The 12,418-nt window shown below is 71.1% G+C and carries 10 protein-coding genes; 3 read left to right on the top strand and 7 right to left on the bottom strand.

Annotated elements, in window-relative coordinates; all coding sequences use genetic code 11:
• Positions 1–153: 153 nt before the first annotated feature.
• From ACFVXC_RS20420 to iolC, 7 genes are all read right to left on the bottom strand, one after another.
• Entirely contained in the window at positions 154–1,014 is an 861-nt protein-coding gene (locus ACFVXC_RS20420) for an ABC transporter permease (RefSeq protein WP_389907455.1), read from the bottom strand.
• 56 nt (positions 1,015–1,070) lie between these two features.
• A complete protein-coding gene (locus tag ACFVXC_RS20415) occupies positions 1,071–3,722 on the bottom strand; it encodes an alpha/beta fold hydrolase (RefSeq protein WP_389906999.1) in 2,652 nt (883 codons plus the stop codon).
• A gap of 270 nt (positions 3,723–3,992) precedes the next feature.
• Positions 3,993–5,495 (bottom strand): CoA-acylating methylmalonate-semialdehyde dehydrogenase, encoded by a 1,503-nt coding sequence (gene mmsA / locus ACFVXC_RS20410; RefSeq protein ID WP_389906997.1) that lies wholly within the window; start codon positions 5,493–5,495, stop codon positions 3,993–3,995.
• A gap of 17 nt (positions 5,496–5,512) precedes the next feature.
• On the bottom strand, positions 5,513–7,387 hold the full coding sequence (gene iolD / locus ACFVXC_RS20405) for a 3D-(3,5/4)-trihydroxycyclohexane-1,2-dione acylhydrolase (decyclizing) (protein ID WP_389906995.1): 1,875 nt from the start codon (positions 7,385–7,387) through the stop codon (positions 5,513–5,515).
• A gap of 36 nt (positions 7,388–7,423) precedes the next feature.
• A complete protein-coding gene (gene iolB / locus ACFVXC_RS20400) occupies positions 7,424–8,242 on the bottom strand; it encodes a 5-deoxy-glucuronate isomerase (protein ID WP_389906993.1) in 819 nt (272 codons plus the stop codon).
• A gap of 26 nt (positions 8,243–8,268) precedes the next feature.
• On the bottom strand, positions 8,269–9,150 hold the full coding sequence (locus ACFVXC_RS20395) for a deoxyribose-phosphate aldolase (protein ID WP_389907453.1): 882 nt from the start codon (positions 9,148–9,150) through the stop codon (positions 8,269–8,271).
• A gap of 64 nt (positions 9,151–9,214) precedes the next feature.
• Positions 9,215–10,150: a 5-dehydro-2-deoxygluconokinase gene (iolC, locus tag ACFVXC_RS20390; RefSeq protein WP_389907451.1), complete on the bottom strand. Its 936-nt coding sequence runs from the start codon at positions 10,148–10,150 to the stop codon at positions 9,215–9,217.
• Between the two features lie 211 nt (positions 10,151–10,361).
• On the opposite strand from iolC, the gene ACFVXC_RS20385 reads away from it, so the two are divergent.
• The 3 genes from ACFVXC_RS20385 to ACFVXC_RS20375 all read left to right on the top strand — a co-directional run bounded on the left by ACFVXC_RS20385 (position 10,362) and on the right by ACFVXC_RS20375 (position 12,332).
• Positions 10,362–11,261, top strand: coding sequence for a sugar phosphate isomerase/epimerase family protein (locus ACFVXC_RS20385; RefSeq protein ID WP_389906991.1), 900 nt, complete (start codon positions 10,362–10,364; stop codon positions 11,259–11,261).
• A 384-nt stretch (positions 11,262–11,645) separates the two neighbouring features.
• Positions 11,646–11,843, top strand: a complete 198-nt coding sequence (locus ACFVXC_RS20380) for a MarR family transcriptional regulator (protein WP_389906990.1) — start codon at positions 11,646–11,648, stop codon at positions 11,841–11,843.
• Positions 11,844–12,011: 168 nt separating this feature from the next.
• Positions 12,012–12,332 (top strand): heavy-metal-associated domain-containing protein, encoded by a 321-nt coding sequence (locus ACFVXC_RS20375; protein ID WP_389906988.1) that lies wholly within the window; start codon positions 12,012–12,014, stop codon positions 12,330–12,332.
• Positions 12,333–12,418 lie beyond the last annotated feature (86 nt).

Below are 12,418 nucleotides of genomic sequence, written 5' to 3'. Positions count from 1 at the left end.
GCAGGGAGCGCGCGTCGCCGCGGTGGGCCTCCGCCCGGGGGGCGGGGGGCCCCGGGGAGGGGGGGTGGACTGCAGGAAAGTCCCGCCCGATCATGGTGTGTCGTGGCGTGTCGTGGGACTTTCCCGCAACTGCCCCCACGCCCCCACGCGCCGTCAGCTGACGACGTCCTTGCGGGCGAATCCACGGAATGCCAGCGCGAACAGCACCAGCGCGTACGCCACCGAGACGGCGGAGCCCTGGATCATGCCGCCCCACTCCATCTTCGGCTGGATCGCGTCCGCCCATGCGAACTGCCAGTGCGCCGGGAGGAAGTCGCGCCAGCTGCCCAGTGCCGTCACCGCGTCCAGGACGTTGCCGACGATCGTCAGGGCCACCGCGCCGCCCACCGCGCCGAGCGGCGCGTCCGTCTTCGTGGAGAGCCAGAACGCGAGCGCCGCCGTGACCAGTTGGGAGATGAAGATGTACGCCACGACGATCACGAGGCGCTGGGCCGCTGTTCCGGCGGAGAGGGTGCCGCCCGTCGGGATCTCCAGTGGGCCCCAGCCGTACGTCGCTGTTCCGACCGCCAGGGCGATCAGGGGGAGCATTATCATCGCCGCCGCGCTGAGGCCGAGCGCCACGGCCAGCTTCGACCACAGCAGGCGGGCCCGTGGTACCGGAGCTGCCAGGAGATAGCGCAGGGACGACCAGCTCGCCTCCGAGGCGACCGTGTCCCCGCAGAACAGTGCGACGGGGATGACCAGGAGGAAGCCCGCCGAGACGAACAGGCATGTCGCCGCGAAGTTCGCGCCGGACGCCGTGGCCGTGTCCATCAGCGTCACTCGGCCGCTTCTGGACTCCGGGGAGCCCGCGATGGTGAACGCGAGGACGAGGACGAAGGGCAGCAGGCCCATCACCCCGGCCATCACCAGGGTCCGGCGCCGCTTCAGCTGACGGATCGCCTCGACCCGTAGCGGCAGGGTGCGGCTGGGGCGGTATCCGGGAGCCGTGGCGCGTTCCGTGCCCGGCTCCATACCCGGCGTGCCCGGCCCTGTGCCCGGCCCCGTGCCCGGCCCCGTAGCTGTGGCGCTCATGCGGTGCCTCCGTCGATCAGGGTCAGGAACGCGTCTTCGAGGCGGCGGTGCGGGCCCATGGACTCCACGGGCAGTTCCAGGCGCACCAGTTCGGTGAGGAGGCGTGCGGCGCTCGACTCCTCCGTGCCGTCGAGGCGCACCAGGAGCCCGCCGTCCGCGCGGACCGCCGATGCGACGCCCGGCAGCGCGGCCACCTTCTCGACGAGTGGATCGGAGATGCCCTCCGCGAGCCCCACCAGGAGCGTGTCGCCGGAGCCGACGATCTCGGAGACCGGGCCCGCCTGGATGAGACGGCCGCGGTCCATGACCACCAGATGCGTGCAGGACTGCTCGACCTCGGCGAGGAGGTGGCTGGAGACTATGACCGTGCGGCCGCCCCGCGCGTACCGGATCAGTACCTCGCGCATCTCGCGGATCTGTGGCGGGTCGAGGCCGTTGGTCGGTTCGTCGAGGATCAGCAGGTCCGGCATGCCGAGCATGGCCTGGGCGATCGCGAGCCGCTGCCGCATGCCCTGCGAGTACGTCCGCACCGCGCGGGCAAGCGCGTCGCCGAGCCCGGCGATCTCCAACGCCTCGTCCATGCGGGCGTCTTCGGCGGGTCGTCCCGTGGCCTTCCAGTACAGCTCCAGGTTCTCGCGCCCGGAGAGGTGCGGCAGGAAGCCCGCGCCCTCGACGAACGCGCCGACCCGGGAGAGAACGGGTGCGCCCGGCCGGATCGCCTGCCCGAAGACGCGGATCTCGCCCGCGTCGGGGCGGATGAGGCCCATCAGCATGCGCAGGGTCGTCGTCTTGCCCGCGCCGTTCGGGCCGAGGAGGCCGAGCACTTGCCCCTTCTCGACGCTGAAGGAAAGGTCACGGACCGCGTAACGGTCCACCGACTTGGCGTACCGCTTGCTCAGATCCGTGATCCGCAGCGGTACTTCAGTGAGCTCCGGGTCCGGCGCGGGCGCCGTCGTCCGTCGCCGCGCGGTGATCAGGAGCAGCACCGCGATCACGGCTCCGGACGCCGGGAGCCACCACACCCAGGCGGGCAGCGGTGTCGCGGCCGTCTTCACGCCGGGCGCGGTGGGGACCGACAGGTCGCCCTGCAAGGCGACGGTGTACGTGGCGGGCTGCGTCGGAGAGGCGTAGCCCAGGTCCGTCGAGGCGAGGACGAGGCGGAGGCGGTGGCCCTTCTGTACGTCGTGGTCGACGGCGGGCAGGGTGACGGTGACGTCCTTGCCCGCCTTCGCGCCCGCCACGCGGATCGGCGAGACCAGTTGGGAGGGCAGCACCTTCTGGCTGCCGCCCGGCCCGACGTCGTACACCTTCCCGAAGAGCACGGCGTCCTCGCTGCTGGACTTGACGTGCACCCGCGCCTTCGGCGATCCGGTGACGCGCAGGTCGTCCTTGAACGGCGCCGACTCGAAGCTCGCGTTCTGGCCGGGGAAGTCGAGGGAGACCCCGACGCCGAGCGAGGACAGCTGGTTGAGCCCGCCGCCGCCCGCGCCGGGAAGGGCGGAGATGGCGGGCGGCGCGGCGCCCGCGGGGTTCTCGAAGCGCTGCTCGCGGCCGGTGAGCGCGATCTCCCGCTGCCCGCTCTCCAGGCCGGGGTACCGGTCGCCGCTCGCTCCCCGCGTCGTCGCGGACCCGTTGGTGGAGTCCATGCCTCCGGTGCGGGTGACGCGGAACTCGGGGCCGGTGTCCGCGCTCTTGTCGTCCTTCAGATAGCGGTCGAACCACGATCCGACACGGCCGTCGATCCGTCCGGTCTCGGGGTTGCCGCCGTCGTGGCCGCCCGAGATCCAGTCGACGGAGACGGGTGCGTGGTTGGCGCGGATCGCCTTGGCGGTGGCGTCGGCCTGGCCGAGCGGGAAGAGGGAGTCGGTCTGGCCCTGCACGACCAGGGCGGGCACCTTGATGCGGTCGCCCACGGCCGCGGGGCTGCGCTCGGCGAGGATCTCGCGCGCCGCGGCATCCGGCTTCCCGGCCTCCGCGACCCGGTTGTACATCTCACAGAGCTGCTTCTCGAACCGCTCGCAGCCACCGCCGGTGTTGATGAAGAGGCCTGCCCAGAGCTTCTTGAAGACGCCGTCGGGGAAGAGGGCGTCGCTGAGGTTCCAGTACGTGATCTTGGGCGCGATGGCGTCCACGCGGTCGTCGTACCCTGCCGTGAGGAGGGAGATCGCGCCTCCGTACGAAGCGCCGGTCATGCCGACACGGGGGTCGCCCTTCTTGTCCAGCTGCACCTCGGGCCGCTTCGCCAGCCAGTCGATCAGATGGGAGGCGTCGGCGACCTCGCCCTTCGGGTCGTTGAGGCCGATCTTGCCGGTGGACTTGCCGAAGCCGCGGGCTGACCAGGTCAGGACCGCGTACCCCTTGGCGGCCAGGCCTTCCGCCTGTGCGCGCAGCTCGTCCTTGTTCTCGCCGAAGCCGTGGCCGATGAGAACGGCGGGGCGCTTCTTCGACGCGTCACCCGCGGTGAAGTACGACGTGTCGATCTTCGCGCCGCCCGCGCCCGTCATCCGCATGACGTGGTCCTCGCGGTGCACGGCGGGCCCGTCGTCCGAGGCGGCTGCGGACCAGGTGCCCGCGCCCGCGAGCAGCGCGACGGCGGCCACCGCGGCGAGCAGTCTGCGCTTGGGCAGCTTCGGCAGTCGTAGATCCATGCGTCAACCGTACGGGCGAGGGCTGACATCCGGGGCAGCCGGTGGTGTGAACCCGGTTGTCTCCCTGGGGAGTACGTGAAGGTGCCCGCGTACAGCCGCTGCGGTACGGCCGGGCGTCTTCCCCCACCCCGTTCCGCGAACGCCGTACGGGCTGGACCAATCAGCCCGTACGGCGTTTGCGGACGAACCCGGCGAACCCGGCGAACCCGTTGAACACGGTGATGACGGTGAACCCGGTGATGGCGGCACGCGCCGACCGCCGCGCAGCCGCTAGTGGTTGCGCGGGAACCCCAGGTCCACGCCCTCCGGCGCGTCCGACGGGTCGGGCCAGCGCGTGGTGACGACCTTGCCCCGGGTGTAGAAGTGCGTCCCGTCATTTCCGTAGATGTGGTGATCTCCGAAGAGCGAGTCCTTCCAGCCACCGAAGGAGTGGTAGCCGACCGGCACCGGAATCGGGACGTTCACGCCCACCATCCCGGCCTCGATCTCCAGTTGGAAGCGCCGTGCGGCGCCGCCGTCGCGGGTGAAGATCGCCGTGCCGTTGCCGAAGGGCGACGCGTTCATCAGCGCCACCCCCTCCTCGTAGGTGTCGACCCGCAGCACGCACAGCACGGGGCCGAAGATCTCGTCCTTGTACGCGTCGGCCGTCACCGGAACGCGGTCCAGGAGCGAGAGCCCGATCCAGTGGCCGTCCTCGAAGCCATCGACCGTGTGGCCGGTGCCGTCCAGGACGACCTCGCAGCCCTCGGCAGCCGCACCCGTCACGTACGTCGCGACCTTGTCGCGGTGCGCCGCCGTGATGAGCGGGCCCATCTCCGAGGTCGGGTCGTTGCCGGGGCCGATCTTGATCTTCTCGGCGCGCTCCTTGATCTTCGCGACCAGCTCGTCGCCGATCGACCCGACCGCGACCACGGCCGAGATGGCCATGCAGCGCTCGCCCGCCGAGCCGTACGCCGCCGAGACGGCGGCGTCGGCCGCCGCGTCGAGGTCCGCGTCCGGCAGGACCAGCATGTGGTTCTTGGCGCCGCCGAGGGCCTGGACGCGCTTGCCGTTGGCGGTCGCGGTGGTGTGGATGTGACGGGCGATCGGCGTGGAGCCGACGAAGGAGACGGCCGCCACGTCCGGGTGCGCGAGCAGCCGGTCCACGGCCACCTTGTCGCCGTGCACGACGTTGAAGACGCCGTCCGGAAGACCCGCTTCCGAAAGGAGTTCCGCGATCTTCATCGCCGCCGACGGGTCCTTCTCCGACGGCTTCAGTACGAAGGTGTTGCCGCACGCGATGGCGAGCGGGAACATCCACATCGGCACCATGGCCGGGAAGTTGAACGGGGTGATGCCCGCGACGACGCCGAGGGGCTGGCGGATGGACGAGACGTCCACGCGCGAGGCGACCTCCGTCGACAGCTCGCCCTTCAGCTGGACCGTGATCCCGCAGGCGAGGTCGACGATCTCCAGACCACGGGCGACCTCGCCGAGCGCGTCCGAGTGCACCTTGCCGTGCTCGGCGGTGATCAGCTCGGCGATCGCGTCACGGTTGGCGTCGAGCAGCGCCCGGAAGGCGAAGAGCACCGAGGTGCGCTTGGCGAGCGAGGACTTGCCCCACGTGGCGTACGCCTCGCGCGCGGAGGCGACGGCGGCGTCCACCTCGTCCACGGACGCGAAGGCGACCTGCGTGGTGACGGCGCCGGTCGCCGGGTCGGTCACCGGGCCGTACGTACCCGACACACCCTCGACGGACTTCCCGCCGATCCAGTGATTGACGGTCTTCGTCATGACAAGCATCCCTACTCTCACAGGTGGCGGCGTCGGGCTGAGACGTGCCGGTCGTACTCTTTCCTGGCCCTGATCGCGGACGGCCGGTCCGCGGTCTCGGCCACGGGCACATCCCACCACGCCTGCGCCGGGGGCGGGGGCGACACTGTGTCTGCCGTTTCCGTCTCCACGTAGACACATGTGGGACCGTCGGCCACCCGCGCCTGGGCAAGAGCATCGCGCAGGTCAGCCACTGTTTTGGCGCGAATCACACGCATCCCGAGCGAGGCCGCGTTGGCCGCGAGATCGACGGGCAGCGGGGCACCCGTGTACGTGCCGTCGGGCGCCCGGAAGCGGTAGGCGGTCCCGAACCGCTCGGCGCCCACGGACTCGGAGAGCCCGCCGATGGACGCGTACCCGTGGTTCTGCAGGATCACGACCTTGACCGGGATGTTCTCCTGGACCGCAGTGACGATCTCGGTGGGCATCATCAGATACGTCCCGTCGCCCACCAGAGCCCAGACCGGACGCTCCGGCGCGGCCATCGCGACGCCGATCGAGGCGGGGATCTCGTAGCCCATGCAGGAGTAGCCGTACTCGACGTGGTACTGCCGGGGCGAGCGCGCCCTCCACAGCTTGTGGAGATCCCCGGGCAGGGACCCGGCCGCGTTGATGATCACGTCCTCGTCCGTGACCAGCGCGTCGAGCAGGCCGAGGACCTGGAGCTGTGTGGGCCGTACGTCGGGTTCGTCGGCCGCGTACGCGGCGTCCACGCGCTGCTCCCAGCGCACCTTGTCCTCGGTGTACTCCGCGACGTACGCGGGCGGGACCCGCCACCCCTCAAGGGCGCCGGTCAGGGCCTCCAGGCCCGCGCGCGCGTCCGCGATCAGAGGCGCGCCCGCCATCTTGTGCCCGTCGAACGCGGTGATGTTGAGGTTGAGGAAGCGCACGCCGGGCTCGGCGAAGAGCGTGTTGGACGCGGTGGTGAAGTCGCTGTAGCGGGTGCCGACGCCGATCACCAGGTCGGCGGTGCGGGCCAGTTCATCGGCGGTGGCGGTGCCCGTGTGCCCGATGCCGCCGACGTCCGCCGGGTGGTCGAACCGCAGAGCCCCCTTGCCGGCCTGGGTGGAGGCGACGGGGATCCCGGTCGCGTCCGCGAACTCCCGCAGCGCCTCCTCGGCCGCGCTGTGGTGGACCCCGCCGCCCGCGACGATCAACGGGCGCCGCGCCTCGCGCACCGCCCGCGCGGCGGCGGCCAGCTCACGCGGGTCGGGGGCCTGACGGCGGACGCCCCACACCCGCTCGTCGAAGAACTCCTCCGGCCAGTCGAAGCCTTCCGCCTGCACGTCCTGCGGAAGCGCGAGGGTGACGGCGCCGGTGTCCGCCGGGTCGGTGAGCACGCGCATCGCGGCGAGCGCGGCCGGGATCAGGGCCTCGGGCCGGGTGATCCGGTCGAAGTACTTCGACACCGGGCGCAGACAGTCGTTGACCGACACGTCGCCCGCGTACGGGACTTCGAGCTGCTGGAGCACCGGGTCCGCGGGGCGGGTCGCGAAGGTGTCGCCCGGCAGCAGGAGCACCGGGAGGTGGTTGACGGTCGCGAGCGCGGCGCCGGTGACGAGGTTGGTCGCGCCGGGTCCGATGGACGTCGTGACGGCGTGTGTGGACAGGCGGCCCGACTGGCGGGCGTACCCCACGGCGGCGTGCACCATGGCCTGTTCGTTACGTCCCTGGCGGTAGGGCATGTCGTCGCCGCACTCCACGAGTGCCTGGCCGATGCCCGCCACGTTGCCGTGCCCGAAGATGCCCCAGGTGGCACCGATGAGCCGCTGCCGCTCGCCGTCGCGTTCGGTGAACTGCCGGGACAGGAAGCGGACGAGGGCCTGCGCGGTGGTCAGCCTGATCGAGGTCATCGATTTCGCTCCCCAGTCATCGGTATTCCTCCGCCGTCATCGGTACCCCTCCGTGTGATCGGGATGGAAGCAGATCCGCCACTCCCGCTCGTCCCCGGGACCGGCCATCACATTCAGGTAGTACATGCTGTGCCCCGGCTGGGCGATCGACGGGCCGTGCCAGCCGTCGGGGACGAGCACCGCGTCGCCCGTACGGACCTCGGCAAGGACGTCGGTGCCGCCGGGCCTGGACGGGAAGACCCGCTGATAGCCGAAGCCCTCGGGCCCGTCGTCCGGTGCGGCCTCGATCTCGAAGTAGTAGATCTCTTCGAGTTCGGCCTCGACTCCCGGGCGGTGCTCGTCGTGCTTGTGCGGCGGGTACGAGGACCAGTTGCCGCCGGGGGTGATCACCTCGACGGCGATGAGGCGGTCGCAGTCGAAGGCGTCGGCGGACGCGAAGTTGCGGACCTCTCGGGCGCAGGTGCCGGTACCGCGGTGCTCGACGGAGACCTCCGGCGCGGAGCCGTAGCGGGCGGGGAGTCGACGCTCGCACTTCGCTCCTGCCAGGGCGAAGCGGCCTCCCGCGCCGGAGGCGATCTGGATGTGGGCGTCACGGGGCACGTAGGCGAAGTCGCTCACTCCGCTGAACACGCTCTCCCGGCCCAGCAGTTCGATGATCTCGTCTTCCGCGTGCACCGTACAGCCGCCGGTCAGCGGGAGCACGATCCATTCACTCTCCCCAGTGGCGAAGGCGTGCGTGGCACCGGGTTCGATGTCGACCACGCGCAGCGCGGAATAGACCAGACCGGACCGTTTCGGGTCGAGTTCGAGGGCGTACGGCCCCTCGGCCGCGCTGCCCTTCGGTACGTACGTCATGTGGCCCTCCTGCCCATATGGCCCTCCTACAGCAGTCCGACGGCGGTGTCGACGGCGCCCGACACATCGCCGTCCGCCGGATACAGCAGCGTGCGCCCCGCTACGAGTCCGTGCACGGTGGGCAGTTGGAGCGCGCCCCGCCACTTCTCGTACGCGGCGTCGCTGTCGTCACCCAGGTCGCCTCCGAGGAGGACGGCGGGCAGTGTCGAGGCCTCCATGACGCGTGCCATGTCGTCCGGATTCTCGGTCACGGGGACCTTCAACCAGGTGTACGCCGATGTCCCGGCGAGCCCCGACGCGATGGCGATGGACGTGGTGACGGCCTCGGCGCTCAGGTCGTTGCGCGGCGGACCGCCGTCGGGCGGGCGCCGGCAGAGGAAGGGCTCGACGAAGACGGGCAGTCTCCTCGCCGCCATCGCGTCGACGGCGCGGGCGCTGGAGTGCAGGGTCGTGAGGGAACCGGCGTCCTCGTAGTCGACGCGCAGCAGGAGCTTGCCCGCGTCGAACCCGAGCCGGTCGATGTCCTCGGCCCGGTAGCCCGTGAACCGGTCGTCCAGCTCGAACGAGGCCCCCGCGAGCCCGCCCCTGTTCATCGACCCCATGACGATCTTGCCGTCGAGGGCGCCGAGCAGGAGGAGGTCTTCGAGGATGTCGGCGGTGGCGAGCACGCCGTCCACGCGGGGGCGCGAGAGCGCGAGGCAGAGCCGTTCGAGCAGGTCCGCGCGGTTGGCCATCGCCAGCTTGTCCCCGCCGACGGCGAGGGCGCCCCGGGCGGGGTGGTCGGCAGCGATGATCATCAGCCGCCCGCTGCCGCCCAGGAGCGGGCGGCGGGGGCGACGGGCGGCGGCCTCCGCGACGGCTTCGGGGTGCCGGGCCCGGATCCGGACGAGTTCGGCGACGTCGACCATGCCGTCGCCCCCGAGGCCACCTCTGTGGCCATCTCTGCGGCCGCCCCTGCGATCACCCATGTGGTCATCCATGCGCCACGGCTCCCGCGGCGAGGGCCGCCTCGACCTCGTCCGGGAACGGCATCGCCGACGAACACTCCAGGCGTGAGGCGACGATCGCGCCCGCCGCGTTGGCGTACCGCATGATCCGTTCCAACTCCCATCCTTCGAGCAGCCCGTGGCACAGCGCGCCGCCGAAGGCGTCCCCGGCCCCGAGGCCGTTGAGCACCGTCACGGGCAGCGGCGGCACCTCGGCGGCCTCGCCCGAGCTGTTCATCGCGAGCACCCCCTTGGGCCCCTGCTTGACCACGGCGAGTTCGACACCGGCGGCCAGCAACGCGCAAGCGGCGGCGCGGGGTTCGCGCTCCCCCGTGGCCACCTCCACCTCGTCGAGGTTGCCCACCGCGACGGTGGCCTGCGCGAGCGCCCGCGCGTAGAAGCCGCGCGCGTCCTCGGCGCGCTCCCAGAACATCGGCCGCCAGTCGAGGTCGAAGACGGTGAGCCCGGCCTTCGCCCGCCCACGGAGCGCGGCCAGCGTCGCCGACCTGCTCGGCTCAGCGCAAAGACCCGTGCCCGTCATCCAGAACACCCGTGCGGAGGCGATCGCGCCGAGGTCGAGTTCCTCCTCGTACATCTCCAGGTCGGGGGCTTTCGGCTGCCGGTAGAAGTAGAGCGGGAAGTCGTCCGGCGGGAAGACCTCGCAGAAGGTCACCGGGGTCGGCAGCCCCGCGACCCCGCTCACCCAGCGGTCGTCGACCCCGAACTGCCGCAGTTCCCGGTGCAGATACTCCCCGAACGGGTCCTCGCCGGTGCGCGTGACGACCGCGACCCGGTGGCCGAGGCGGGACGCGGCGACGGCGACGTTCGACGCCGAGCCGCCCAGGAACTTGCCGAACGTGCTGACATCGGCGAGAGACACCCCGGCCTGCAGGGGATACAGATCCACCCCGATCCGGCCCATCGTGATGACGTCGTACGGATCGGTGACGTCATACGGATCGATGACGTCGTTCGGATCGGCCACCCTGCACTCCTTGTCGACATCGCCCCGTCGGACCCGGCCCTTGGACCCTCCCTAGGTCTATGCCGCCCCACGAACCCTGTCAACACATTGTCCTTACATTCGGACCACTCCTTGACATCGTTCCGCGGCGCCCTGAAAGCTGGCGGGCATGACGACGCTGTCACGCATCCGGATCGGCTCGGCACCCGACTCGTGGGGCGTGTGGTTCCCCGAGGATCCGGGCCAGGTTCCCTGGAGCCGCTTCCTCGACGAGGTGGCGGACTGCGGATACGAGTGGATCGAGCTCGGCCCTTACGGCTACCTGCCCACGGATCCGGCCGAACTGACCGCCGAGACCCAGCGCCGCGGCCTGCGGGTCTCGGCCGGCACGGTCTTCACCGGCCTGCACCACGGGCCATCCGTATGGCACAAGACGTGGGCCCATGTGGCCGACAACGCCGCGCTCGCCCAGGCGATGGGCGCCGAGCACCTCGTCGTCATCCCGTCCTTCTGGCGCGACGACAAGACCGGCGAGGTCCTGGAGGACCGCACGCTCACGCCGGAGCAGTGGCGTCAGCTGACGCTCCAGACCGAGCGGTTGGCGCACGAGGTGCGCGAGCGCTACGGCCTGCGCGTGGTCGTCCACCCCCATGCCGACACGCACATCGACGACGAGGAGAACGTCACCCGCTTCCTCGACGCGACCGACTCCGACCTCGTCTCGCTCTGCCTGGACACGGGCCATTACGCCTACTGCGGCGGCGACAACCTCAAACTGATCGAGACGTACGGCGAACGCATCGGCTATCTGCACCTCAAGCAGGTCGACCCTGCCGTCCTGGCCGAAGTGCGCGACCAGGAAACGCCGTTCGGGCCCGCCGTGGCCCGCGGCGTGATGTGCGAGCCGCCGACCGGAGTGCCCGCGATCGAGCCGGTTCTCGCGGCGGCCCAGAAGCTGGGCGTCGACCTGTTCGCCATCGTCGAGCAGGACATGTATCCCTGCCCGCCGGACAAGCCGCTGCCCATCGCCCGCCGGACACGCTCGTACTTGCGCTCCTGCGGCGCGTGACGCCGCGCCGGGAAGCGGCGGGGGATCCGCGGGCCGGTGGGGGCTGATCGGGCGGTTCCCGGCGCCCCTTCGGGCGCGCCCCGTACCGGAATGCGCAGCCGCCGTTCCGGTAGCGGCTTCTCCCACCCCGCTTCCGCACCAAGGCCTGCCCGCTCGGCGGACCGGTGTGCCCGGAATGCATCACAAGCGTCACAAACAACCTCTCCGCGTCACACATGTCCCGTATACGCGGGTCTTCCGTCACAGCCGGTCGACAGCCGCCCTCCTGTGCTCACTCCTTGTCGTTCACCGGGCACAGGGTGAGTGATCGCCAGCGTCGCACCGCAGCTCCCCCGACGGCTCCCCCCGAGCCGCCCCTGCGGCGCCCGCAGGGAGGTGTCACAGATGACCGACCGAAGGCTCTGGTCGTACAAAGAGATCGCCGCACACATCCGCGTGCAGCCCGACACCGTGCGCTCCTATCGCAAGCACGGCCTGCTCCCCGACCCCGACCACGTGGAGTCCGGAAAGCCCTACTGGTACGCGGACACCGTCCGCGCCTGGGTGGCCGCGAGGCCGCGCAACCGCGGACGCGACAGATGACCGCCCCGGCCAATCGCCGCCCCCGGCCTCCCCGCCCCTCATCGAGATGTACCCCCTAGGGGTATAGTGTGGTGAGTGCCAGGGGGTCTCCGGGAACACCGGGACCACTCCTGCACATTACGACGCATAAGTACGCACACACGCCGCACCCTCATCGAGGAGAACGACATGAGCGCCCAGACCGAGCTCCCGCAGGCCGAGGCCGCCGGCTCCTGCTGCTCCCCCAGCGGTTCCTGCCACTCCGACGGCGCCGCCGAGACGCCGCCGGGTGCCGTGACGACCGTGTACGAGGTGACCGGCATGACCTGTGGTCACTGCGAGGGCGCTGTCTCCAGTGAGATCTCGGAGCTCGCGGGCGTCAGCTCCGTCAAGGCGGTGGCCGCCACCGGCCAGGTGACCGTGGTCTCCGAGGCCCCGCTCGACGAGGCCGCGGTCCGCGCCGCGGTCGACGAGGCGGGCTACGAACTCACCGGCGTCAGCAAGGTCTGACCCGGCCCCTGCCGGGTACCCCGGGCCCTGTGACACCGTCACAGGGCCCGCAGCCGTCCCATCCCCGACCCAGACGTACGAGAGAG

It is taken from the genome of Streptomyces sp. NPDC058257 (assembly GCF_042881845.1).
GTDB lineage: Bacteria > Actinomycetota > Actinomycetes > Streptomycetales > Streptomycetaceae > Streptomyces.
The sequence above is the reverse complement of the archived record's forward strand: the minus strand, read 5'-3'. Positions and strand labels throughout refer to the sequence as shown.

What these genes read in the sequence shown, in the direction of transcription:
- ACFVXC_RS20375 (WP_389906988.1), top strand. Translation starts at nt 12,012, where the DNA reads ATGAGCGCCCAGACCGAGCTCCCGCAGGCCGAGGCCGCCGGCTCCTGC.
- iolC (WP_389907451.1), bottom strand. Translation starts at nt 10,150, where the DNA reads ATGGGCCGGATCGGGGTGGATCTGTATCCCCTGCAGGCCGGGGTGTCT.
- ACFVXC_RS20385 (WP_389906991.1), top strand. Translation starts at nt 10,362, where the DNA reads ATGACGACGCTGTCACGCATCCGGATCGGCTCGGCACCCGACTCGTGG.
- ACFVXC_RS20415 (WP_389906999.1), bottom strand. Translation starts at nt 3,722, where the DNA reads ATGGATCTACGACTGCCGAAGCTGCCCAAGCGCAGACTGCTCGCCGCG.
- mmsA (WP_389906997.1), bottom strand. Translation starts at nt 5,495, where the DNA reads ATGACGAAGACCGTCAATCACTGGATCGGCGGGAAGTCCGTCGAGGGT.
- ACFVXC_RS20395 (WP_389907453.1), bottom strand. Translation starts at nt 9,150, where the DNA reads ATGGTCGACGTCGCCGAACTCGTCCGGATCCGGGCCCGGCACCCCGAA.
- iolB (WP_389906993.1), bottom strand. Translation starts at nt 8,242, where the DNA reads ATGACGTACGTACCGAAGGGCAGCGCGGCCGAGGGGCCGTACGCCCTC.
- iolD (WP_389906995.1), bottom strand. Translation starts at nt 7,387, where the DNA reads ATGACCTCGATCAGGCTGACCACCGCGCAGGCCCTCGTCCGCTTCCTG.
- ACFVXC_RS20420 (WP_389907455.1), bottom strand. Translation starts at nt 1,014, where the DNA reads ATGGAGCCGGGCACGGAACGCGCCACGGCTCCCGGATACCGCCCCAGC.
- ACFVXC_RS20380 (WP_389906990.1), top strand. Translation starts at nt 11,646, where the DNA reads ATGACCGACCGAAGGCTCTGGTCGTACAAAGAGATCGCCGCACACATC.